Here is a 22,507-nt window from a genome sequence, read left to right as displayed (position 1 = left end):
GTCGCGCCAGGCCGTGTGCAGGGCGGCGAACCGGCCCCGCTCACCGATCAGCTCCTCGGGGGAGCCGTCCTCCACCACAATGCCACCATCCAGCACCAGTACGCGGTCCGCGATCAGGACCGTGGACAGGCGGTGGGCGATGATGAACGCCGTCCGGTCGGCCAGCACCGTCTCCAGTGCTGCCTGCACGGCGCGTTCGGTGGGTACGTCCAAGGACGATGTTGCCTCATCCAGGACGAGCACCGCCGGGTCGGCCAGGAAGGCCCGCGCGAACGCGACCATCTGGCGCTGGCCCGCGGACAGCCGGCCGCCCCGCTTGCGGACGTCCGTGTCGTAGCCGTCGGGCAGGGCCGCGATGAACTCGTGCGCGCCCACCTCGGCCGCCGCCGCCTCGACCTCCGCCCTCGTGGCCGACGGACGGCCCAGTGCGATGTTGTCGGCGACCGAGCCGGAGAACAGGAAGTTCTCCTGGGTCACCATCACCACCGCGCGGCGCAGGTCCGTGTCCGCCACCGTGCGCAGGTCGTGGCCGTCCAGCCGCACCGAGCCCGCCGACGGGTCGTAGAACCGCGCGACGAGCTTGGCCAGGGTGGTCTTGCCCGCGCCGGTCGCGCCGACGAGGGCCACGGTCTGACCCGCCGGCACGTCCAGCGAGAAGCGTGGAAGCACCTGCCGGGACGTGCCGGGGTAGCGGAACTCGACCTCGGCGAACCGGACCGCACCGCGTGCGTGCGGCAGGGCCACCGGGGACTTCGGCTCCGGCACCGACGGCTCCTCCTCCAGGACACCGGAGATCTTCTCCAGGGCGGCCGTGGCGGAGGAGTACGAGTTCGCGAACATCGCCAGCTCGTCGAACGGGTCGTAGAACCGGCGCAGGTACAGCGTGAACGCTGTCAGCACGCCCAGTTCCAGCGAGCCGCCCGCCACCCGGTACGCGCCCCACGCCAGCACGATCGCCAGCGACACGTTGCCGATCGTGCGGATCGTCGCGACGAACGTGGCCATCACGCCCAGCGCGTCCATGTTCGCGTCGCGGAACTGGCCGTTGAAGCCCTTCATGATCTGCTCGTTGCGGGGCTGGCGGCGGAACGCCTGCACCGCGCGGATGCCGTTCATGGACTCGACGAACTGCACGATGATCTTGGCGATGGCGCCGCGCGTGCCGCGGTACGCCTCCATCGAGCGGCGGCGGAACCAGCGCCAGATGAAGTACAGCGGCAGGAAGCCCACGACCACGACCATGGCCAGCGGCGCGTCGAGCCAGAGCAGGATCACCGCGATGCCCGCCACGGACAGCGCCGCGTTGAACAGGCTGTCCAGGCCCTCCTCCAGCAGGTCCTGCAACGCGTCGACGTCGCTGGTCAGCCGTGAGATGACCTTGCCGGACGTGTAGGACTCGTGGAAGCCGACGGACAACCGCTGCGAGTGCCGGAAGATCCGCCCGCGCAGGTCCAGGAGAAGGTCCTGGCCCACGCGGCCGGAGACCCGCAGGAACGCCCAGCGCAGGAACGTCGTCAGGCCCGCGCAGATCGCGTACCCGGCCACGCACCACACCAGGATCGACGCGCCGCCGTCGATCGCGGCCGGGATGCCCTTGTCGATCGCGGCGGCGATCAGCAGCGGCAGCGCGAGGTTCGCGAGGTTGCCACCGACCACCGCGGCTATCGCCAGCGACGTGCGGCCGAGGTGCGGGCGCAGCAACGAGCCCAGCAGCCTGCGCGAGCGGGCCTGCAGCCGCAGTCCCGTGTTGTACGAGATCTCGTCGATCTCCTCGGCGGCGACGCCGCGCCACTCTTCTTCTTTTTGTTGTACCACAACCTGATCGCTCACGACGCCACCTCCTCTTCCACCAGGTCCTCGTCCATGCTGGACAGCAGACGCCGGTACTCCTCGTTGTCCTCCAACAGCTTCCGGTGCGAACCGATCGCGGCGATCTTGCCGTCGACCAGCATCGCGACGCGGTCGGCGAGCTGCACCGTCGACGGCCGGTGTGCCACGACCAACGCCGTGACGTCGCGCAACACCCGGCGCAGCGCCGCTTCCACCTCGGCCTCGGTGTGGACGTCCAACGCCGACAACGGGTCGTCCAGCACCAGCACCGCCGGCTTGCCGACGACCGCGCGGGCCAGCGCCAGGCGTTGCCGCTGACCGCCGGACAGAGACAGGCCCTGCTCGCCGATGCGGGTCGCGAGACCCCACGGCAGCGCGTCCACGAACTCCTCGGCCCTGGCCACCCGCAACGCCTCGCGCACCGCGGCCTCGGAGACGTCCTGCACACCCAGCCCGACGTTCTCGGTGACCGACGCGGAGAACAGCACCGGTTCCTCGAACGCCGTGCCGACCGCGGTCCGCAGGTCCTCGAGCGACAGGTCCCGCACGTCGACGCCGTCGATCGTGATCCGGCCACCCGTCACGTCGGCCAGCCGCGGCACCAGCGCGGTCAGCGTCGTCTTGCCGGAGCCTGTCGCCCCGACCAGCGCCAGCGTCTCGCCGGGCCGCAGGTCGAGGTCGACGCCCGACAGCACCTCGCGGCCGTCGTCGAACTCGAACCGCACGCCCTCGAAACGAACGTGCCCGCGCAGCGGCGAAGGCAGCGGCGCGGGCGAGGCCGGGCTGGTGATCGTCACGGGGGAGTCGATGACCTCCCAGTACCGTTCCAGCGCCGAGGCGGCCTGGTTCGTCTCCGCGAGCAGCCAGCCGATCGAGTCGATCGGCCAGCGCAGGTACCCGCTCACCGCCACGGCCGCGATCAACGTGCCGACTGTCATCCAGCCGTTCACGATGCCGATCGCACCGACGCCGAGCATCCCGGCCATGGACAGCTCCGGCAGGATGATCAGCACCGACCACAGCGCGGACAGGATCGAGATCTTGTTCAGCTCGGTGGCCCTCAGGTCCCGCGCCTGCGCCAGGAACCGTTTCGAGAGCTCGGGCCCGCGCCCGAACGCCTTGAGCACCCGGATGCCGAGCACCGACTCCTCGACCGTCGTGGTCAGGTCGCCCGCCTGGTCCTGCGCCCTGCGCGCGACGACCTTGAACTTCGCCTCGAAGAAGTACGAGATGACGATCAACGGCAGTGCACCGCACAGCGACACGATCACCAACTGCGGCGAGAGCGCCGCGATGATGCCCAGCCCGATCAGCACGACCAGGGTGTTCACGATCAGGAAGATGACCGCGAACGCGACGAACCGCCGCACGGTCGTGAGGTCGTTCGTGGCGCGCGACAGCAGCTGACCGGACTGCCACCGGTCGTGGAACGCCACCGGCAGCCGCTGCAGGCGCTGGTACAGGTCGAACCGCATGCGCGCCTCGACCTCGGCCGCGGGCCTGGCGACGATCTTGCGCCGGATGTAGAACAGCCCCGCCTCGGCAAGCCCGAGCACCAGCACGCCCAGGATCAGCCACGGCAGCACCGCGGTCTGCTTGCTGGCGATCGGACCGTCGACGATGCGCTGCGTGAGCAGCGGGATGCCGAGACCGCACAGCATCGCGAGCATCGTCGCCGCCAGCACGACAGCCATCCGTGCGCGGTGCGGCCGCACGTACGGCCACAGCCTCCGCAAGGTCCGGATTGTCGAGTTACGTTGATCGCTCACGCGATGAGCCCCCTCCAGGTCGTCTCCAAAGTACGAAGGACGACCGACAGTCAGCATCCGGTTTTTCTCCCCACCGGAGCCTGCTGTCTCGACTTAGGTCGAGGTCAAGGGCACGATGACCACCATGACGCGGTTTCTGCGAACCGAGCAGACGATGGCGTTTCCACACGGACGGCTCATCGCCTCACTCGACGGAGTGAACTACGTCCTCGCCCCGGACGGCTGGGACCACCTGGCCGGCCCGCGCCCCCGGCACGCGATGTTCGTGTCCCGCGAGGAGGCCGAGGACTGGTGCGAACGCGAGGGCTGGGACCTGCACCTGCTCGACGAGGTGCCTACGACCTCTTGAAGGTGAAAAGGCCGACCAACCCGTAGGAGACGGCCGCGAGCAACGCCTCGGCGTGGTGCCGGTTCGCGAACCACCCGAGGACGGGTTCGTGCACCTTGAAGTAGAGCCCGAGCCCCAGCACGATCGGCCCGAGCAGGATGATCGGCCACACCGGCCGCACCCCGAAGATCCACAGCACCGGCCCCGCCAGCACCAGCGACGACACCAGCGCGAGCGGCAGCCCGATCAGCACGAGCAGCAGGAACGTCGACATCGACGTGGTGTCGAGCCACGACTTCAGGAACCCCGACTCGTACGCCCACGTCCAGCCGAGCACCAGCCCCGCTCCGACGGCCATCGACAGGACGACCCGGAACAGCAGCCGGCGTCCCGTCCTACCCGTCTTGCCCGCTGTGCTCTGTTCGGTCACGCCGACCACCGTAACCAGCGGTCACCACGGCAGCCAAGGTGTAGCCGCCCGCCGCCGCGAGCGCGACCACGAACACTCCGCTCTCCGCAGGCAGCTGGACCTGCACGAACCTCAGGCTGAACACGCAGATGAGGAGCACCACCACGGAAGCCACCGCCCCCGCCGCGGCCGTCGGCCAGGCGGGGGAGAACCGTGCGAGCCGCAGCAGTCCCCACGCCACGAGCGCCCAGACGACCACCAGCCCCGGCACGATCAGGAAGATCAGCGGGATGAGGCACTCCAGGTCGCTGTCCCTGCACGCGAGCTGCGCGGACGGTTCGAGCGAGACGAACCACCCGGCCCCGCACAACGCCCCCGCCACCGCCGCGATCGCCGCCCTCATGCCTCGATCATGTCGACTCGCGTGCCGCATCGCCATGAGGAGAACTGCGCGACCGCCCGGTGCCCGACGCGGCGACCGCGTAGGCGACACACGCCGTGACCAGGTAGGCGGTCACGAGGAAGTGGCGAACCTCGGCCTGGTACATGCCGTCCAGGACGAAGATCCTGCCGTAGATCACCGCCAGGATCAGCACGAACCACAACGCGCTGCCGATCCCGGCCGCCCACCACCCGCGCCCGGCCCTGACGACCCGGAAACCCGCGCAGACCACAGCGGCGGCGACGACCATCCAGAGCGCGAAGGCCAGCCCGAACGTCGTGAAGAACCCCGTCCCGCACCCGGTGCGGCCGGGCCCGCCGTTGCAGTACCTCGTGAACGTGCCGAGAGTCAGCACGAATCCGGCGCCGGCCACCGCTCCGGCGACGGCTCCGATCAGGGCGCGCACGATCACGCCGTCCTCCTCCGGCCGGTGCTCACCGCGGCGACCGCGTAGGCGACACACGACGTGACCACCGCGCCGTTCAGCGAGAAGAGGCGAACGTCCTTCGGGTACACGTCGAGAAGGAAGGGCCCGAAGCCGACGACGCCCACGGCCAGCAGGACCCACAGCGCGCTGCCGATCCCCGTCACCTGCCACCCGCGCGTCACGTGTGCCAACCGGAATCCGGCGTGGATCAGCGCCCCCGCGACCAGCATCCAGCACGCGAAGAACAGCAGGAGGACCAGGAGGAACGAGCGGCCACATCCGCTCGTGCTGGGATACAGCTCGCAGTACTCGTCGAACCCGCTGAGGGTGAGGGCGAATCCGACGCCGACGAGAAACCCGACGCTCGCCCCCACAAGACCGCGCAGCAACATGCGCCAAGAGCTACCTGATCTTCGAAGCGATCAGGCCGATCTGCACCAATCCTCCACAGCACCTTCACCGCGTGAGCACGGCGATCAACGCGTACAACCCCGCGAAGACCAGGAAGCCCAGGAACGGCACCGCGAGCAGGAACACCATCGCCACCACGGCCATGAGGGTCGCGGGCACGGCCACCAGCCATGCCCGCGACACCTTCAGAGAGCTCAGGGCGAACCCACCCAGGACTGCCGCCACCACCGCGAAGACCGGCACGGTCATCACGAAGGTGCCGAGGCAGCCCCAGTCCTCGAACGAGCAGACCGCTCCCGAGGCGATGAGCTCGAACACTCCCCACCAGGCCAGACCGAGGAGTGCACCCACTCCGGCAGCCAGCGCGACACGACGTCCCACGGCGTCAGCGGCTCACTCAGCGGTTCGACCGCACGCCCAGTAAAACGTCCTCCCACGAAGGGACGATGGGGTGGTTCTTCTTCCCCCGCTTCGGAGGAGGGTCCTTGCGCACCGGCTTCTCCGCCGCCGGCTCCTGCTCCTTCTTCACCGGTGGTGGAGGCGGGGCAGGCGCGGGCTCCGGCTCGGGCAGCTTCTCCTGAACCGGCTTCTCCGCCACGACCGGAGCAGGCGCCGGGGCGGGTGGGGGAGCCTGCGCCGGCACGGGCACCGGCTCCTCCGCGACGACGGGCGGCAGCACCGGAGTCGCCTCCAGGGCCTGCCGCGCCAGCTGCGTCACCGGCCGCACCGTGCGCAGCGTCCGGTTCGGGTTCGGGTCCATGAGGTCGACCGCGGCGTCGTCCAGCGCCGTGACCGTGCCGCCCTGCGCACCGGGGTGGAACGCCCAGTGCGCCCGGTTGTCCGAGCGCCCGGTCTTCCAGTGCAGCTGCACGATCCAGCGGCCGTCGTCACCGCGCCACGAGTCCCACGACGTGTCGGACAGGTCGTGTCCGCGCAGGCCGAACGAGTGCGCGACGACCTCGCCGAGCGTCTGCACGTCGGGACCGTCCTCGCGGACCGGGTGCGCGCGCTGGGCCAGGTCGGCCGTGCGCGACCGCTCCAGGAGCACGGGGTAGGCGAAGCGCTCGATGCGGTGCGTCGGCATGCCCGCGGCGGCCGCGACCTGCTCGATCGACTCACCGGCGCGGATGCGGGCCTGGATCTCCCGCGGCCGCATCTGGGCCTCGCCGGACTCGATCTGCATCTGGCCGAGACGGGCCAGGTCACCGCGCAGTGCCGCCCGGAGGCGCTCGTCAGCGGGGAGCGTGAAGCGCTCGCCGCGGTTTTCGGGGTCCTCGAGGATGACGGACTTGCCGTCCTCGTCGAGCCCGATGACTCGCAGCGCTCGCATCGTGGCCTCCCTGAATTCGCACCTCGCCAGCAGACAACGTTAGGACAACGAGCCCGCCAGGGGTGGGAGACTCGCCGATATCTCAACGTGATCTTGCCAGTTCACGAGGGCTGCCGCACGCCGGTTTCCGGAAGGTTCACCTGGACCACCAGGCCGCCTCCTCCGTTCGGGCGAGCCTTCGCTGAACCCTGGTGCGCCTTCGCGACGGACCTCACGATCGACAGACCGAGGCCGGATCCGGCCGTTCCGGTGCGGTCGCGGAGCCTGCGGAACGGCTCGAAGAGCCCCGGCACCGCCTCCGCCGGCACGGTCGGACCGGTGTTCGTGACGACGAGTTCCCGATCAAGGCGGACCGTCACCGTTCCGCCAGGTTTGTTGTAGAGCACGGCGTTGCGCAGCAGGTTCCCGACGAGCTGCGCGAGCAGGACCGGGTCGCCCTCGACCAGGTACGGCCGGACCGACACCTCGAACGAGACCTCCTTCGAGGCCGCCAGCGCCGCGCACGACTCGACCTCGTCATCGATCACCTCGTCCAGCCACACCAGCTCCCGCGCGGCCAGACCGCGGTCACTCCGTGCGAGCAGCAGCAACCCGTCGATGAGCTTCTCGCTGCGCTCGTTCGTGTCGAGCAGATGCGCTCCGAGACGGCGGATCTCGTCCGTCGCGTCCGGCGCGGTCAAAGCCACCTCGATCAACGTCCGTTGCACGGCCAACGGCGTGCGCAGCTCGTGCGAGGCGTTCGCGACGAACCGCTTCTGGCTGTCGAACGACGACGCGAGCCGGTCGAGCATCCCGTCGAACGTGTCCGCGAGCTCCTTGAGCTCGTCCGGCGGCCCCTCCAGCTCGATCCGCTGGTCCAGCCGTTCCGCCTCCAGCCGGTGCGCGGTCGTGGTGATCTCGTGCAACGGCGCCAGCACCCGCCCGGCCACGACCCAGCCGAGCCACACGGCGAGGATTCCCGCGACCACCAGTGCGATGCCCGACTGCCAGAGCAGCCTGCCCAGCACGTCCGACTCGATCTGCTCGCCGGAGACGACCATGGTGTCTTCCGGCAGCTGCGTCACCAGCAACGCGTCCATCGTCTCGACCGGCAGAGCGCGCGCCACGGCCACTCCGCTCGTGGCCGGCCGGAGCCACTCGGCGAGCAGGAAGTAGTTGAGCCCGATCAGCGCGATGCCCGCGATCAGGAACACCCCGGCGTACCAGGCCGTCAGCCTGGTCCGCAGCCTCACGAGCCGAACCGGTAGCCGGCACCGGGCACGGTCTCGATGACCTGCGGCGAGCCCAGCTTGCGGCGCAGCGTCATCACCGCCACCCGCACGGCGTTGGTGAACGGGTCGGCGTGCTCGTCCCACGCCTTCTCCAGCAGCTCCTCGGCGCTCACGACGTTGCCCTCCGCCCTCATCAAGACCTCCAGCACGGCGAACTCCTTCGGTGAGAGCGCCAGGAACCTGCCGTTGCGCGACGCCTGGTGCCGCGGCAGGTCCAGCGTCACGCCCGCGCGTTCGAGCACCGGCGGCAAGGCGGGGCGAGCCCGCCGGCCCAGCGCCTGCACGCGGGCCACGAGCTCGGCGAACGCGAACGGCTTGGTCAGGTAGTCGTCGGCACCGAGTCCCAGCCCGGCCACGCGGTCGTCGACCTCGGCCGCCGCGGTCAGCATCAGCACCCGCGCCTCGCCACCGGTCGCGTGCACCGCCTTGCACACCTCGTCGCCGTGCACGAGCGGCAGGTCGCGGTCGAGCACCACCACGTCGTACGCGTGCACCCCCACTCGTTCCAACGCCGCTTCGCCGTCGTAACAGACGTCGACCGCCATCGAGAACCTGCGCAGTCCCTCGGCGATCGTGTCCGCGAGCAGCCGTTCGTCCTCGACCACCAGCACGCGCATGACGCCTATTTTCCGCCCGTCACGGATAAGCGCCGGATAAAGGCTTTCGCTTAACGCCGCCGAATGACGGCCTCCGTAGACCTGTCGTCGTGAAATCCACCATCGCAGTGCTGCTGGCCCTGCTCATGGCGCTCACCGCGTGCGGGGCGAAAGAGCAGTCGAACGCCGGCAAGGAGAACAAGGAAGACCCGATCAAGTTCGCCCAGTGCATGCGGGAGAACGGGGTCAACATGCCGGACCCGAAGGAGGGTGAGGGCGGAGGTGTGGTCATCGAGGCCTCACCCGGTGACAGCGGTCCGATGGACGAGGACAAGTTCAAGAACGCGCACGAGGCCTGCAAGCAGTACCTGAAGGACGGCGGCGAGTTCAAGCCGCCGTCGCCGGAGGAGCAGGACAAGATGCGCCAGCAGGCGAAGTGCATGCGGGACAAGGGGTACAACTGGCCGGACCCGAAGTTCGAGGGTGGCGGCACGGCGGAGGCCATGGAACTGCCGAACCTGGACGACGACAAGGTCAAGCAGGACATGAAGGACTGCGGCCTGCCCGAGATGCAGATGGGCCGGGCCGTCGGATGAAGCGCAGGAAGATCCTCATCGCCACCCTCGTAGCCGCGGTGGTGCTCGGCACCGGTTCGGTCGTGGTGCTCACGAGAGTCGCGGCCAACCAGGCCAACGCCGAGCCGTTGCAGAACGACCCGTCGAAGACCGCGCCGGTCAAGAAGACGAACCTGGCCGACCAGCAGTCGGTGAACGGCCAGCTCGGCTTCGGCGCGGAACGCGGTGTGGCAGGCCGGAAAAGCGGCACCATCACCGGCCTGCCGAACCAGGGTTCCGTCATCGAGCAGGGCAAACCCGTGTACTGGGCGGACGCCAAACCCGTGCCGCTGTTCTACGGCACGATGCCGCTCTACCGCGACCTGGAGCAGGGCATGTCGAACGGCCCCGACGTCAAGGTGGTGGAGGAGAACCTCGCCGCCCTGGGGTTCAAGGACTTCGGCACCCCCGACGAGAAGTTCACCTACTACACCGCCACCGCGCTGAAGAAGTGGCAGAAGGCGAACGGCCTGGAGCAGAACGGAAAACTCGGTCAGGGCGATGTCGTCGTCCAGCCGGGTGCCGTCCGCGTCGCGTCGCTGACGGGCCAGCTCGGCGCACCGGCCGGGGGCGACCTGATGAAGGTCACCGGCACCGAACGAGCGGTGACCGTCGAGCTGGACCAGGCCAAGCAGCGCCTCGCCAAGCAGGGCGAGAAGGTGGAGCTGTCGATCGTCGGCGGCAAGCCCACCACCGGCACGATCACCGGCATCACCCGCACCGCCGGCGACCCGAACCAGGGCCAGAAGCCGAAGATCGTCCTCACGATCTCCGTCGACGACCCGAAGGCCGCGGAAGGGCTGGAGAGCGCGAACGTCACGGCGCTCTTCACGGTGGCCAAGAAGCAGAACGTGCTCGCCGTCCCGATCGGCGCGCTGCTCGCGTTGAACGAGGGCGGCTACGGCCTGGTCACCGAGGACGGCAAGACCATCCCGGTCACCGTGGGCATCTTCGCCAAGGGACAGGTCGAGGTGCAGGGCGAGGGCCTGCGCGAGGGCATGAAGGTGGTGACCACCGAGTGATCACCGTCGACCACGCGAGCCGCACGTATCCCGGTGGTGTGCAGGCGTTGCGCGACGTCTCCCTGACCGTCGGGGGCGGCGAGATGCTCGCGATCGTGGGCCCGTCCGGCTCGGGGAAGTCGACGCTGCTGCACCTGATGGGCACGCTCGACAAGCCGACCTCCGGCAAGGTCGAGATCGACGGCCACGACGTGTCCTCGTTGTCGGACAACGCCTTGTCGGCCCTGCGCGCCCGCACGATCGGGTTCGTGTTCCAGCAGTTCTTCCTCACGGACGGACTGTCGGCGATCGAGAACGTGGCGTCCGGACTCGTGTACGCCGGCGTGCCGCGGCCGAAGCGACGAGCGCTCGCGATGTCCGCTTTGGACAGAGTGGGATTGATCCACCGCGCGCTGCACCGGCCGCACGAGCTCTCCGGCGGTGAACGTCAGCGCGTCGCGATCGCGCGTGCCGTCGTGAACACGCCGGGGATTCTGCTGGCCGACGAGCCGACCGGGAACCTCGACACGCAGAACGGCGCGGGGGTGCTGGAGTTGCTGGAGAAGCTGAACTCCGACGGCACCACGGTCGTGCTGATCACGCACGACCGGGACATCGCGGCGTGGGCGCCGCGTCGCATCGAGGTGCGCGACGGGGTGATCGTGTGATCGACCTGCTGCGCCTCGGCTTCTTCGGCATGCGCACCCGCCCGATGCGCGCGATCCTCTCCGCGCTGGGCATCGCGATCGGCATCGCCGCGGTCGTCGCCGTCGTCGGCATTCCCTCCTCCAGCGCCGCAGCGTTGCGGGAGAAGATGTCCAAGCTGGGCACGAACCTGCTGACCGCCGCGCCGGGTCAGGACTTCTTCGGCCAGGACGCGAAGCTGCCCGAGACCGCGGTGCCGATGGCCAAGCGGATCGGCGCGGTGTCGGCGGCCAGCGCCACCGGCAAGATCTCCGCGAACGTCCGCAAGAACGACCTCGTGCCCACGAGCGACACGCTCGGGTTGCAGGTGCAGGCGGCGGAGCAGGACCTGGTGAAGGTGCTGAACGCCGAGGTCCGCGCGGGCCGGTGGTTGTCGCCGGGCGAGAAGTCGGTGGTGCTCGGGGGAACCGCGGCCTCGCGTCTGGGGGTCGACAAGCCCGGGGCGCAGCTGTGGATCGACGGTCAGTGGTTCACCGTGGTCGGCATCCTCGGGCCGTTGCCGCTCTCGCCGGAGATCGACAGGTCCGCGCTGATCGGCTGGGAGGCGGCGAAGGAGGCGTTCGGGTTCGAGGGCAACGCCAACACGGTCTACGTGCGCACCTCGGAGGACCAGGTCGAGAACGTCCGCAAGCTCCTCGGCCCGACGCTGAACCCGCAGAAGTCCAACGAGGTCAAGGTGTCCAGGCCGTCAGAGGCGCTGGAGGCCCAGCAGTTGGCGGAGAGCTCCTTCAACGCGCTGTTCCTGGGACTGGGCGGGGTCGCGTTGTTGGTGGGAGGCGTCGGCGTGGCGAACACGATGGTGATCTCGGTGCTGGAACGGCGCAGGGAGATCGGTCTGCGGCGGGCGCTCGGGGCGACCCGGCGGCAGATCAGGTGGCAGTTCCTCACCGAGTCGGTGTTGCTGTCCGGCCTCGGCGGGCTGGTCGGCGTGATCGTCGGAATCGCGGTCACGGCCGGGTATTCGATCAGCCAGAAGTGGCCGGCGGCACTGCCCTGGCCCGCCCTGCTCGGGGGAGTGGGCGCGGCCGTCGCCATCGGCGCCATCGCCGGCGTCTATCCAGCGGTGCGGGCGGCTCGGCAGTCGCCCACGGAAGCACTCGCCTGAAAGAGGAGGTGCGCCGATCCGCCACGGGCGCACCCCCGGTAAAAACGATGAACGGCGCTTTTGTGCACCTGAGGTGGACAAAAGCGCCGTTCATCACGTGATCAGAGCTGGCCGACTACCCAGTCGATGGCCTGGGTGAGGATGGTGACGTCGTTCGGCTCGATGGCCGGGAACATCGCGACCCGCAGCTGGTTCTTGCCGAGCTTGCGGTACGGCTCGACGTCCACGATCCCGTTGGCGCGCAACACCTTCGCCACGACTGCCGCGTCCACCTCGTCGGAGAAGTTGATCGTGCCGACGACCTGCGAACGGTCAGCGGCCTTCTCCACGTACGGCGTGGTGTACGCGGTCTTCTCGGCCCAGGTGTACAGCCGGTCGCTCGAGTCCTTGGTGCGCGCGACCGACCACTCGAGACCACCGTTGCCGTTGATCCAGTCGATCTGGTGCGCCAGCAGGAAGAGGGTGGCGACCGACGGCGTGTTGTACGTCTGGTCCTTGGTGGAGTTGTCGAGCGCCGTCGGCAGCGACAGGAACTCCGGCACCCAGCGGTCCTTGAGCTCCTCGACGCGAGCCAGCGCGGCGGGCGACATCAGCGCGAGCCACAGACCGCCGTCGCTCGCGAACGACTTCTGCGGTGCGAAGTAGTAGACGTCGAAGTCCTCGGCCTTGACCGGCAGGCCACCCGCGCCGGACGTGGCGTCGATCGCGATGAGCGCGTCCTTCGACCCCTCCGGCCGCAGGACCGGCATCGCCACACCGGTCGAGGTCTCGTTCTGCGCCCAGCCCACCAGGTCGGCGCCCTCGGCGTAGAAGAGCTCGGGCGCGGTGCCCGGCTCGGCCTTGGTGACCAGCGAGTCCTTCAGGAACGGCGCGGTCTGCGTGACCTTGGCGAACTTCGACGAGAACTCGCCGTTGGTGAAGTGCTGAGCGGTCTCCCGCACGAGCCCGAACGACGCCGCGTCCCAGAACGCCGTGGTGCCACCGTTGCCGAGCACGACCTCGTAGCCCTCGGGCAGCTGGAAGAGCTCGCGCAGCCCGGAACGAACCCGGCCGACGAGGTTCTTGACGGGCTTCTGCCGGTGAGACGTGCCGAGCAGGGCCGCACCCTCGGACGCGAGGGCCTGCACGGCCTCGGGGCGCACCTTGGACGGCCCGCAGCCGAAGCGGCCGTCGGACGGCTTGAGCTCGGCGGGAAGCACCAACGTGGTCGGATCGGCGGTCTGGGTCATGTGGTCACGCCTCCGGGGCGATCGACTGTGCTTGGGGGACCTGACCGGCGCCGTTGCCGGAGTTCACAGTGTTGCAGGCGGGTGGCCGGGAGGTGTCAGCCGGGTGTCGTGGGTCACTCGTACCCCTCGTGGCGGCCGGTCGTAGTTGATCAAGTACTCTCCGCCACCTCTGGTCACGTGAAGTCGCGAAAGGACTCTTCGGTGTCGTTCTGGATGTCTGCTTTCGGCGGTAAGACCGGTACGACGGACGAGGACGACGACTGACACATCAGCGTGCCGAAAGCGCGCCGCTCTCCTGTTTCAGCTGCATCCGCACGCCGGCGCAGTGGCGGGCGGGCAGGTCCGCAAGCTCCAGTGTGACCGTTCGCCTGCCGTCGACGTCCTGGCCCTTGCTCAACCGGTAACCGGCGGAGGGTTCGCCGATGGGTTCCGTGTAGGCGTCGGCTCCGGCCGGAAGCACGATCCGGTACACAGCGCGCGTCACCCGCTGGCGGCACATCAGGGAGAATTCGTCAGGCGATCCTTCCGCGAGAGGAAGGCATCGTTTCGGCCATTCGAGGTCGATGGAGAACGAGATCTCCGAATTCTCCGGCGGTGGTGTGTGGAAGTGGATGATCGCTGTCATCGTGCCGTCTTTCGGCCATGACACCGTCTTGTGCAGGGTGGTTCCCGGTGATCCGTCGACGAGCAGGCTGCGAACTGTGAGCTGGACTCCGCGTCGATACCGCGCGGGCTGCGGCCAGCCGCAGCCGAACTTCAGGCGAATGAACATCAGGTCGTTCTGCAGGGGACGAAGCTTGACCGTCACCTTGGCGTGCGTGTCGCCTCGCTCGCGGACTACGAGGGTCTCGTTCCACTCGCAGATCTCGTAGGCGGAACTCGTTCTGTCGATGTGGTTGCAGTAGCGCGACACCAGCATTTTCTGCACTTCGAGGTCGCGCCGCTCGGCTCCGCGGTTCGTCACCAGTGCGATCCCGCCGACGGTGACGAGGAGGATCGCCGCCACCAGTGCGCCCGACTTGACGGCGGTGCTGCCGAGCACGGCGCCGAGCAGCACTGCGAACGACATGAGACCGACCACCGCCTTGGCCACGGCAGGTGGGCCGTGGCCGCGGAGAAATTCCTCGAGAAAAAGAATCATCTCCCGCAGCAGCATCTGTCCCCCCGACTGGCGCTCCGAACAGAGCTGATGACTGCCCGTGAGAGTCGAATGAACAGATTGTTGCGTCGGTTTTCAGTTCGTCAGAGGACGACACTCGAACGGCCGTCTGGTCGGCAGGTCATTTCACTGGTGTGCAGTAGCCGGTCATTCCGGGGCGTTACTGCAGCATGCCGCGATCCATCGCCGTGGTGACCGCCGCCGTCCGATCGGACACCCCGAGCTTGTTGAACACCCTCAACAGGTGGGTCTTCACCGTCGCCTCCGAGATGAACAACGTCCGTCCGATCTCGACGTTCGACATCCCCTTCGCGACCAGCCGCAACACCTCGGCCTCCCGCGCGGACAGCGGCGGCGTCCGCACTTGGCCGACGACCTTCGCCACCATTGACGGCGCGAGCACCGTCTCCCCGCGCGCCGCCGCCCGGATCGCCGCGATCAGGTCCTCGGTCGTCGAGTCCTTCAGCAGGTACCCCGACGCGCCGGCCTCCACCGCGCGAAGGATGTCCGAGTCGGTCTCGTACGTGGTCAGAACGAGCACCCGCGGACCGGTTCCGACGATCCGAGCGGTGGCCGCCACGCCGTCCATCTCCGGCATCCGCAGGTCCATCAGCACGACGTCCGGCTTCAGAGCAGCGGCCAAAGAGATGGCCTCGGAACCTGAACCGGCGTCGCCGACCACGACGAGATCGTCGGCCACGAGCATTCCGCGCAGGCCCTGACGCACCACGGGGTGGTCGTCCACCAGCAGAATCCTGATCACAGCGGTACCTCCACCAGCACCGACGCCCCCTCGTCCGACGACAGGGAGAGCGTCCCGCCCACCTGTTCGAGCCGTGCGCGCATGCCGCGCAGGCCGAAGCCTTCCAGAGCGTCGCCGAACCCGCGGCCGTCGTCCCGCACCTCCAGCGAGACGCCGTCGGAGTCGAACCTCATCACCACGTCGACCCGTGAGGCGCCCGAGTGCCGCGTCACGTTGTTCAGGGCCTCCTGGACGGTTCGCAGCAGCACCACCTCGACCGCCGTCGGCAACGGCACGGGATCGCCGATCACCCGGAACGAGGAGGGCAGGGCCACCCCGGAAACCAAGCGCCGCAACGCGTCTTCCAGCGACGAACCGTCCAGTGGCGACGGTGCGTTCGAGGCCACCAGGGCCCTGGCCTCGCGGAGGTTCTCCCGCGCGGTCTGCAGCGCCAGCCCCACGTTGGGCTGTGCGCCCTGCAGCAGGGTGATGATCGACGTGAAGCCCTGCGCCAGCGTGTCGTGGATGTCCGCCGACCACCGGGCCCGTTCGGCCTCGATGGTCAGCGCCTCGATGCGTTCCAGCAGTTCGCCGCGTTGCTGGTTCTGCTGGGCGATTCTGCTGATCGCCCAGCCGAACGCCTGAGAGAAACCGATGATGAGCAGCGCCGCCGCCCACGGCAGGGCCGCGTCGGATCCGGCGAGCCAGGTCAGGACCTGTGGTGTGAACACGAAGACGGCCATCGGGTAGACCGCCCACGTGAGCGGTAGCACCATGTAGATCTGCGGTACCAGGCCGAACAACGCGAACGTGGCGTTGCCGGTCAGCCAGACCGCCGGGGCCCAGGTTGCCAGCGACCCCGCCACGTAGACGAAGCCGCGCCAGTCGTCTGCGCCGCGTTCGACGAGCTTCTTGCCGTACCCGAGGAACCACAGGGAGTTCAGGACGAGCAACCCCGCCGCAGCCAGTCGCTCGGCGAGGGGGTCGCGGTCCAGCACGATGATCACCAGAGTGGTGGCCTGGGTGATCGCGAAGAGCACGTACCAGGTGATCAGCTGGCGGTGTTGCTCCACTTGAAGGTCCTGCTGACGAGCACCAGGCCGGCGATCGTCCACGCTCCGAGCACCAGCGCGATCTTGCCGAGCTCCCATGATCCCGCCGCCTCCATGACCGCGTAGCCGTCGTCCAGTGCGAACACCGAGCGGAAACCCTGACACACCCACTTGAGCGGGAAGATCGAACCCGCGGTGCGCAGCGACTCGGGCAGCGCCGACTGCATGATGAACACGCCGCTGAGGAACTGCAGCACGATGTACGGCAGGTTCAGCACGCCCGCCGCGTTGCGGGTGGACTTGGCGATCGAGCTCAGCGCGACGCCGATCAGCGAGCACGAGATCACGCCGAGCACGAACACCCAGCCGAACGTGAACCACTTCCCGGCGGTGGAAGGCAGTTCCACGTCGAACCGCAGCATCGCGACGGCCATCAGCAGCACGGCCTCGAACAGGCTCGACACGAAGACCAGGACGATCTTGCCGATGAAGTAGGACGTGAACGGCATCGGCGTGCCGCGCAGGCGCTTCAGGGTGCCGTCCTCGCGGTCGGCCACCACGCTCATGCCCAGGCCCACGAACGACGTCGAGATGATGCCGGCGCCGATCATGCTGGCCGCGAACATCTGGCCGTGCGCCGGTTCCGTCACGTACACGGTGCCGAGCAGCAGCATCAGGATCGCGGGCAGCGACACCGTGAAGATGAGGTTTTCCTTCTGCCGGAAGAACTCCCGCAGCTCGGTCGCACCCCTCGAGAGACCGAGCGAGAAGGTTCCGGGCAGAGTTGCAACGGCGGTCACGCGATCAGCTCCAGGTAGACGTCTTCCAGCGACGGACGGGTGACGGTGAGTCCGGCGAGCTCACCGTGGCGCGACAGCTCGGCGATCACCTTGGTGGGCTCGGAGGTGCGGACCTCCTGGTAGCCGCGGTCGCTCAGCCAGCGCACGGTGGCGTCGGCGTGGGCGCGGCCGTTCAACGTCTGCGGCGTGCCCTCGGCGACGATCCGGCCGCCCGCGAGCACGGCCACGCGGTCGGCGAGCGCCTCGGCCTCGTCGAGGTAGTGCGTGGTCAGCAGGATCGTGGTGCCCTCGGCGGCCAGCGACTTGATCAGGCCCCAGAACTGCCTGCGCGCCTCCGGGTCGAAGCCCGTGGTCGGCTCGTCCAGGAACACCAGCTCGGGGCGGCCGATGATGCCGAGCGCCACGTCCAGCCGCCGGCGCTGACCACCGGACAACGTGCCGGCGCGGGACTTCGCCTTCTCGGCCAGCCCGACGAGCTCGATCACCTCGTCCGGGTCACGCGGGTCGGCGTAGTACTTCGCGTAGTGCCGCACGGCCTCGTTCACCGTGAGGTTCGCGGCGTCGCTCGCGCTCTGCAGGACGATCCCGAGCCGCGACCGCCACACCCGGCCGGCCTTGGCGGGGTCGTCCCCCAGCACGCTCACCTCACCGGCGTCCCGGCCGCGGTGCCCCTCCAGGATCTCCACGGTCGTCGTCTTCCCGGCGCCGTTCGGTCCGAGGACCGCGAACACCTCGCCCCGTGCGACGTCGAGGTCCACCCCTGCCACCGCCTGGTGGCCCTTGTAGGCCTTCTTCAGGCCCCGCACTCGAATCGCGTTCATGGGGAAAAATCCTGCTGTTCCGGACCCTCCCGGCGGGACGACCGCACCGCTGACTCCGGTTGTCAACCGGTCGGTGGACACGCGACCGTGTTTCGGCCATGTTTCCACTCCTCGATAGCGAGCTTTCGCGTGTTAGAACAATCGGGTGCATCTGACGCCGCATGAACGCGACAAGCTCCTCGTGCACGTCGCCGCCGACGTGGCCCGGCGCCGGCTCGAACGCGGGGTGCTGCTCAACTACCCCGAGGCCGTCGCGCTGATCACCGACCACGTGCTGGAGGGCGCGCGGGATGGTCGCACGGTCAGCGAGCTCATGGAGAGCGGGCGGACGGTGCTCGCGCCGGAGCAGGTGATGCGCGGGGTGCCGGAGATGATCGACTCGGTGCAGGTCGAGGGGACGTTCCCGGACGGCACGAAGCTCGTCACGGTGCACCACCCGATCGCGCCCTCCGCGGGCCCTGCGCCCGGTGAGGTCGTCGTGGGCACCGAACCCGTCGAGCTGAACCCCGGACGGCCGCGCGTCACGCTGACCGTGGTCAACGTCGCCGACCGGCCCGTCCAGGTCGGCTCGCACTTCCACTTCGCGTCGGTCAACACCGGGCTGGAGTTCGACCGCGACCAGGCGTTCGGCTACCGGCTGGACATCCCCGCGGGCACGGCCACCAGGTTCGAGCCGGGGGTCGAACGCGAGGTCACGCTGGTTCCGTTGGCAGGTTTGAGGATTGTCCGGGGGTTGCAGCGATGATCGACCGCGAGCGCTATGCGGAACTGCTCGGGCCGACCGTCGGCGACCGGATCCGGCTCGCCGACACGGACCTGTTCATCGAGGTCACCGAGGACCGCAGCCGCGGCGCCGGCTCGGGCGACGAGGTGATCTTCGGCGGCGGCAAGGTGATCCGCGAGTCGATGGGGCAGGGGATCGCGACCCGTGCGGAGGGCGCTCCCGACCTGGTCGTCACCGGTGCGGTGATCCTCGACCACTGGGGTGTCGTCAAGGCAGACGTCGGCGTGCGGGACGGGCGGATCGTCGCCATCGGCAAGGCGGGCAACCCGGACACGATGGACGGGGTGCACCCGGACCTGGTGATCGGGCCGTCGACGGAGATCCTGTCCGGCAACGGGAAGATCCTCACCGCGGGCGGCATCGACTGCCACGTGCACTTCATCTGCCCGCAGATCGTGGACGAGGCGCTGGCGTCGGGCCTCACGACGCTGGTCGGCGGCGGCACCGGTCCCGCGGAGGGCACGAAGGCCACCACGGTCACGCCCGGCGCCTGGTACCTCGACCGGATGCTGACGTCGATGGACCACATGCCGATCAACGTCCTGTTGCTGGGCAAGGGGAACACGGTCTCCGAGGAGGCGCTCCGAGAGCAGCTCGCCGGTGGTGCGGGCGGCTTCAAGCTGCACGAGGACTGGGGCACCACGCCGGCCGCGATCGACGCGTGCCTGCGGGTGGCCGACTCCTCCGGCGTGCAGGTCGCGATCCACACGGACACGTTGAACGAGGCCGGCTTCCTGGAGTCCACTGTGGACGCCATCGGCGGCAGGTCGATCAACGCCTACCACTCCGAGGGTGCGGGCGGCGGGCACGCGCCGGACATCATCAGGGTGGTGTCGCTGCCGAACGTGCTGCCGTCGTCGACGAACCCGACGCGCCCGCACACCGTCAACACGCTCGAAGAACACCTCGACATGCTGATGGTGTGCCACCACCTCAACCCGTCGGTGCCGGAGGACCTGGCGTTCGCGGAGTCGCGCATCCGGCCGACCACGATCGCGGCCGAGGACGTGCTGCACGACCTGGGCGCGATCTCGATGATCTCGTCCGACTCGCAGGCGATGGGCCGTGTCGGCGAGGTGATCATCCGGACCTGGCAGACCGCGCACGTCATGCAGTCGCGCCGGTCGATGGACGCCAACCTGCGCGCCCGGCGGTACGTCGCGAAGTACACGATCAACCCGGCCATCGCGCACGGCATCGCGGACGAGGTCGGCTCGGTCGAGGTGGGCAAGCTCGCGGACCTCGTGCTGTGGGAGCCCAAGTTCTTCGGCGTGCGGCCGTCGGTGGTGCTCAAGGGCGGGTTCATCGCGTGGGGTGCGATGGGTGACGCCAACGCCTCCATCCCGACGCCGCAACCGGTGTGGGCGCGGCCGATGTTCGGTGCCACGGCCGGCGCGGCGTCGAGCGTGTTCTTCGTTGCGCCCGAAGCGATCGACGCCGGGATCGCCGACCGGTACGCGCGGCGGGTGATGGCCGTGACCGACACCCGCTCTGTCACCAAGACCGACATGGTGCTCAACGACGCGATGCCGGACGTGCGGGTCGATCCGGACAGCTTCGCCGTGCACGTCGACGGTGATCTCGTGGAGCCGTCTCCGGTCGCGGAACTGCCGATGGCTCAACGCTATTTCCTGTTCTGATGCTGACCGCGCTGATCCTCGCCGACTCCCGGTTCCCCGGTGGCGGCCACGTGCACTCCGGAGGCCTGGAGGAGGCCGCCGCGCGCGGTCTGGTGCACGACGAGCCCACGCTGGAGTCGTTCCTGCGCGGTCGTTTGCTGACCGCGGGACTGCTCGCGGCGGGCTTCGCGGCCGCGGCGGCTCGCGGTGGCGACCTCGGCCGGCTCGACGCGGAACTGGACGCCCGCACGCCGTCGCCCGCCCAGCGCGAGGCCTCGCGGGCGCAGGGCCGCGGCATGCTGCGCGCTGCCCGGCGGGCGTGGCCGCACGCGCAGCTCGGCCTGCTGCCTCCGAACCCGCACCAGCCGCTGGTGATCGGCCTGCTGGTCGGCGAACCGTACGAGGCCGCGCTGACCTGCGCCTATCTCGCCGTGAGCGGACCGGCGTCGGCAGCGGTCAGGTTGCTCGGACTGGACCCGTTCGGGGTCAACGCGATCGTGGCGGCGCTGCCGGTGCAGGACGTCGCCTCGCGGGCGTGCAAGGAACTGCCCGCGCTCGGTTCACCTGCCTTGGATCTCCTGGCCGAGGCACATGTTCGACGTGAAGGGGTGCGTCTCTTTGGGAGCTAACCACGGGCCCGACCCGCATGATCACCACCACGGCAAGGCACCCCGCATCGGCATCGGCGGTCCCGTCGGCAGCGGCAAGACCGCGCTGACGGCCGCGTTGTGCCGCGCGTTGGGCGAGCAGCTCTCGCTGGCGGTCGTCACGAACGACATCTACACGACCGAGGACGCCGACTTCCTGCGTCGCGCGGGCGTGCTGGACCCGTCGCGCATCGAGGCCGTGCAGACGGGGTGCTGCCCGCACACCGCGATCCGCGACGACATCACCGCGAACCTCGACGCCGTCGAACGGCTGGAGCACCGGTTCCACGACCTCGACCTGGTGATCATCGAGAGCGGCGGCGACAACCTCACCGCGGTGTTCTCGCGGGGACTCGTCGACCGGCAGATCTTCGTCGTCGACGTGGCCGGCGGCGACAAGGTGCCGCGCAAGGGCGGTCCCGGTGTCACGACCGCCGACCTGCTGGTCATCAACAAGGTGGACCTGGCGCCGTTCGTCGGCGCGGACATGGACGTGATGATCTCCGACGCGCACCGGATGCGCGGCGAGCTGCCCGTCATCGCGCAGTCGCTGGTGGAGACCCCGGACGCCCCCGAGGTCGCCAAGTGGGTGCTGGCCCAGCTGTGAAGGCCTCGGCGCGCTTGGTGGTGGAGCTGGACTCGCACGGCAACAGCGTCGTGCGGGTCCTGCGCTCCCAGTCACCCCTGACCCTCGTGCCGCACCGGCGCGTGGGTCCCGTAGCGCTGGTGCACCTAGTGAGCTCGGTGACGGCACCGCTGGGCGGCGACACGTTGTCGCTCACGGTCGAAGTGGGCCCCGGTGCGTCGCTGGACCTCCGCGGCGTCGCGGCGACCCTGCTGCTGCCCGGATCGTCCGGCGCCCTTTCGTCCTCTGTGGTTCATTTCGTGGTCTCGGGCTCCGTCCGCTACCTCCCCGAGCCGACGGTCGTCACGAGCCGGGCGAACCACACCGCAGTGGTGGAGGCCGAATTGGACGGTCACGCAGAGTTGCGAACTCGGGAGGTCCTGGTGCTCGGCCGGTCCGGCGAGAAGTCCGGCTCGCTCTCGACGCTGGTGCGCGCAACCCGTTGCGGCAAGCCGTTGTTACACCAGCAGCTCCTCGTGGGCGACCCCGCGGTCGACGCGTCCTCCGCAGGATTGGCCGGAAGACGGGTCGTCGGCACCGAGCTGGTGCTCGACGCGGTGGACCGCGCCGAGGGTGGCGGTGAGTGGTGGAGCGTCGTTCCCTTGGCAGCGGGCGGAACCCTTGCCACCGCACTGGGTGATGACGTGGTCACCGTCACACGTGTGCTCGACGCCATCTGACTCGATCCCGGTTTCGATCCAGAACTGTTCTTTGTACGGACAGTCACCGTTCGGGTGGTGGTCATCACCGCGCAGGCGGTTTCGGGATCGGGTCGCCGTGCGTATGGTCGC

26 protein-coding genes are annotated in these 22,507 nt (G+C 69.2%); 10 read left to right on the top strand and 16 right to left on the bottom strand.

What is annotated here, in order from left to right; genetic code table 11:
- Together ACFOWZ_RS45055 and ACFOWZ_RS45050 are read right to left on the bottom strand one after the other, a co-directional pair.
- The coding region (locus ACFOWZ_RS45055) for an ABC transporter ATP-binding protein (protein ID WP_382380391.1) at nucleotides 1-1,830 on the bottom strand (1,830 nt) is incomplete at its 3' end.
- The gene (locus ACFOWZ_RS45050; protein ID WP_382380389.1) at nucleotides 1,827-3,566 is read right to left on the bottom strand and encodes an ABC transporter ATP-binding protein; all 1,740 of its coding nucleotides are present in this window, start codon (nucleotides 3,564-3,566) and stop codon (nucleotides 1,827-1,829) included. The genes ACFOWZ_RS45050 and ACFOWZ_RS45055, both read right to left, overlap by 4 nt.
- 157 nt (nucleotides 3,567-3,723) lie before the next feature.
- On the opposite strand from ACFOWZ_RS45050, the gene ACFOWZ_RS45045 reads away from it, so the two are divergent.
- Entirely contained in the window at nucleotides 3,724-3,948 is a 225-nt protein-coding gene (locus ACFOWZ_RS45045; protein WP_030467765.1) for a hypothetical protein, read from the top strand.
- On the opposite strand, the gene ACFOWZ_RS45040 is transcribed toward ACFOWZ_RS45045, so the two are convergent.
- From ACFOWZ_RS45040 to ACFOWZ_RS45005, 8 genes are all read right to left on the bottom strand, one after another.
- On the bottom strand, nucleotides 3,935-4,357 hold the full coding sequence (locus tag ACFOWZ_RS45040) for a hypothetical protein (protein ID WP_382380387.1): 423 nt from the start codon (nucleotides 4,355-4,357) through the stop codon (nucleotides 3,935-3,937). The two genes, ACFOWZ_RS45045 and ACFOWZ_RS45040, sit on opposite strands and share 14 nt — an antisense overlap.
- The gene (locus tag ACFOWZ_RS45035; RefSeq protein WP_382380385.1) at nucleotides 4,323-4,739 is read right to left on the bottom strand and encodes a hypothetical protein; all 417 of its coding nucleotides are present in this window, start codon (nucleotides 4,737-4,739) and stop codon (nucleotides 4,323-4,325) included. The genes ACFOWZ_RS45040 and ACFOWZ_RS45035 overlap by 35 nt, the downstream gene beginning before the upstream one ends.
- 7 nt (nucleotides 4,740-4,746) lie before the next feature.
- The gene (locus tag ACFOWZ_RS45030; RefSeq protein WP_382380383.1) at nucleotides 4,747-5,190 is read right to left on the bottom strand and encodes a hypothetical protein; all 444 of its coding nucleotides are present in this window, start codon (nucleotides 5,188-5,190) and stop codon (nucleotides 4,747-4,749) included.
- Nucleotides 5,187-5,597 (bottom strand): hypothetical protein, encoded by a 411-nt coding sequence (locus ACFOWZ_RS45025; RefSeq protein WP_382380381.1) that lies wholly within the window; start codon nucleotides 5,595-5,597, stop codon nucleotides 5,187-5,189. Before ACFOWZ_RS45025 ends, ACFOWZ_RS45030 begins: the two co-directional genes overlap by 4 nt.
- Before the next feature lie 64 nt (nucleotides 5,598-5,661).
- The gene (locus tag ACFOWZ_RS45020) at nucleotides 5,662-5,997 is read right to left on the bottom strand and encodes a hypothetical protein (protein ID WP_382380379.1); all 336 of its coding nucleotides are present in this window, start codon (nucleotides 5,995-5,997) and stop codon (nucleotides 5,662-5,664) included.
- A gap of 16 nt (nucleotides 5,998-6,013) precedes the next feature.
- Nucleotides 6,014-6,946 carry a septation protein SepH gene (gene sepH, locus ACFOWZ_RS45015; RefSeq protein WP_030467759.1) on the bottom strand — a complete coding sequence of 311 codons (933 nt, stop codon included), beginning with the start codon at nucleotides 6,944-6,946 and terminating at the stop codon, nucleotides 6,014-6,016.
- A gap of 101 nt (nucleotides 6,947-7,047) precedes the next feature.
- The gene (locus ACFOWZ_RS45010; RefSeq protein WP_382380377.1) at nucleotides 7,048-8,178 is read right to left on the bottom strand and encodes a sensor histidine kinase; all 1,131 of its coding nucleotides are present in this window, start codon (nucleotides 8,176-8,178) and stop codon (nucleotides 7,048-7,050) included.
- On the bottom strand, nucleotides 8,175-8,834 hold the full coding sequence (locus ACFOWZ_RS45005) for a response regulator transcription factor (protein ID WP_382380375.1): 660 nt from the start codon (nucleotides 8,832-8,834) through the stop codon (nucleotides 8,175-8,177). The genes ACFOWZ_RS45010 and ACFOWZ_RS45005 overlap by 4 nt, the downstream gene beginning before the upstream one ends.
- 89 nt (nucleotides 8,835-8,923) lie before the next feature.
- Between ACFOWZ_RS45005 and ACFOWZ_RS45000 the strand changes: the two genes are divergently transcribed.
- The 4 genes from ACFOWZ_RS45000 to ACFOWZ_RS44985 are packed head-to-tail and all read left to right on the top strand — an operon-like array spanning nucleotide 8,924 to nucleotide 12,238.
- Nucleotides 8,924-9,409 carry a hypothetical protein gene (locus ACFOWZ_RS45000; RefSeq protein ID WP_382380373.1) on the top strand — a complete coding sequence of 162 codons (486 nt, stop codon included), beginning with the start codon at nucleotides 8,924-8,926 and terminating at the stop codon, nucleotides 9,407-9,409.
- Complete coding sequence (locus ACFOWZ_RS44995) at nucleotides 9,406-10,449, top strand: peptidoglycan-binding protein (protein WP_382380371.1); 1,044 nt, start codon at nucleotides 9,406-9,408, stop codon at nucleotides 10,447-10,449. The genes ACFOWZ_RS45000 and ACFOWZ_RS44995 overlap by 4 nt, the downstream gene beginning before the upstream one ends.
- A complete protein-coding gene (locus ACFOWZ_RS44990) occupies nucleotides 10,446-11,096 on the top strand; it encodes an ABC transporter ATP-binding protein (RefSeq protein WP_382380369.1) in 651 nt (216 codons plus the stop codon). The genes ACFOWZ_RS44995 and ACFOWZ_RS44990 overlap by 4 nt, the downstream gene beginning before the upstream one ends.
- 29 nt (nucleotides 11,097-11,125) lie before the next feature.
- Nucleotides 11,126-12,238, top strand: coding sequence for an ABC transporter permease (locus ACFOWZ_RS44985; protein WP_382381297.1), 1,113 nt, complete (start codon nucleotides 11,126-11,128; stop codon nucleotides 12,236-12,238).
- Nucleotides 12,239-12,339: 101 nt separating this feature from the next.
- Here ACFOWZ_RS44985 and serC read toward each other — a convergent pair whose 3' ends face one another.
- From serC to ACFOWZ_RS44955, 6 genes are all read right to left on the bottom strand, one after another.
- Nucleotides 12,340-13,467, bottom strand: a complete 1,128-nt coding sequence (serC, locus tag ACFOWZ_RS44980) for a phosphoserine transaminase (protein WP_382380367.1) — start codon at nucleotides 13,465-13,467, stop codon at nucleotides 12,340-12,342.
- A 268-nt stretch (nucleotides 13,468-13,735) separates the two neighbouring features.
- Nucleotides 13,736-14,623, bottom strand: a complete 888-nt coding sequence (locus tag ACFOWZ_RS44975; protein WP_382380365.1) for a hypothetical protein — start codon at nucleotides 14,621-14,623, stop codon at nucleotides 13,736-13,738.
- Nucleotides 14,624-14,786: 163 nt separating this feature from the next.
- Nucleotides 14,787-15,389, bottom strand: coding sequence for a response regulator (locus ACFOWZ_RS44970; RefSeq protein ID WP_382380363.1), 603 nt, complete (start codon nucleotides 15,387-15,389; stop codon nucleotides 14,787-14,789).
- Nucleotides 15,386-16,441, bottom strand: coding sequence for a sensor histidine kinase (locus tag ACFOWZ_RS44965; protein ID WP_382380361.1), 1,056 nt, complete (start codon nucleotides 16,439-16,441; stop codon nucleotides 15,386-15,388). The genes ACFOWZ_RS44970 and ACFOWZ_RS44965 overlap by 4 nt, the downstream gene beginning before the upstream one ends.
- Entirely contained in the window at nucleotides 16,420-17,220 is an 801-nt protein-coding gene (locus ACFOWZ_RS44960) for an ABC transporter permease (protein ID WP_382380359.1), read from the bottom strand. Before ACFOWZ_RS44960 ends, ACFOWZ_RS44965 begins: the two co-directional genes overlap by 22 nt.
- Nucleotides 17,217-18,041 carry an ABC transporter ATP-binding protein gene (locus ACFOWZ_RS44955; RefSeq protein ID WP_382380357.1) on the bottom strand — a complete coding sequence of 275 codons (825 nt, stop codon included), beginning with the start codon at nucleotides 18,039-18,041 and terminating at the stop codon, nucleotides 17,217-17,219. The genes ACFOWZ_RS44960 and ACFOWZ_RS44955 overlap by 4 nt, the downstream gene beginning before the upstream one ends.
- Nucleotides 18,042-18,186: 145 nt before the next feature.
- On the opposite strand from ACFOWZ_RS44955, the gene ACFOWZ_RS44950 reads away from it, so the two are divergent.
- From ACFOWZ_RS44950 to ACFOWZ_RS44930, 5 genes are read left to right on the top strand one after another with little or no spacing between them, the layout of a single operon-like run.
- On the top strand, nucleotides 18,187-18,786 hold the full coding sequence (locus tag ACFOWZ_RS44950) for an urease subunit gamma (RefSeq protein ID WP_382380355.1): 600 nt from the start codon (nucleotides 18,187-18,189) through the stop codon (nucleotides 18,784-18,786).
- Nucleotides 18,783-20,465, top strand: coding sequence for an urease subunit alpha (locus ACFOWZ_RS44945; RefSeq protein WP_382380353.1), 1,683 nt, complete (start codon nucleotides 18,783-18,785; stop codon nucleotides 20,463-20,465). The genes ACFOWZ_RS44950 and ACFOWZ_RS44945 overlap by 4 nt, the downstream gene beginning before the upstream one ends.
- A complete protein-coding gene (locus tag ACFOWZ_RS44940; RefSeq protein ID WP_382381295.1) occupies nucleotides 20,462-21,073 on the top strand; it encodes an urease accessory protein UreF in 612 nt (203 codons plus the stop codon). The genes ACFOWZ_RS44945 and ACFOWZ_RS44940 overlap by 4 nt, the downstream gene beginning before the upstream one ends.
- A complete protein-coding gene (ureG, locus tag ACFOWZ_RS44935; RefSeq protein ID WP_030467743.1) occupies nucleotides 21,063-21,698 on the top strand; it encodes an urease accessory protein UreG in 636 nt (211 codons plus the stop codon). The genes ACFOWZ_RS44940 and ureG overlap by 11 nt, the downstream gene beginning before the upstream one ends.
- Nucleotides 21,695-22,396, top strand: coding sequence for an urease accessory protein UreD (locus ACFOWZ_RS44930; protein WP_382380350.1), 702 nt, complete (start codon nucleotides 21,695-21,697; stop codon nucleotides 22,394-22,396). The genes ureG and ACFOWZ_RS44930 overlap by 4 nt, the downstream gene beginning before the upstream one ends.
- The last annotated feature ends 111 nt before the right edge of the window (nucleotides 22,397-22,507 follow it).

The organism is Lentzea rhizosphaerae, from assembly GCF_042649515.1.
GTDB lineage: Bacteria > Actinomycetota > Actinomycetes > Mycobacteriales > Pseudonocardiaceae > Lentzea > Lentzea aerocolonigenes.
The sequence above is the reverse complement of the archived record's forward strand: the minus strand, read 5'-3'. Positions and strand labels throughout refer to the sequence as shown.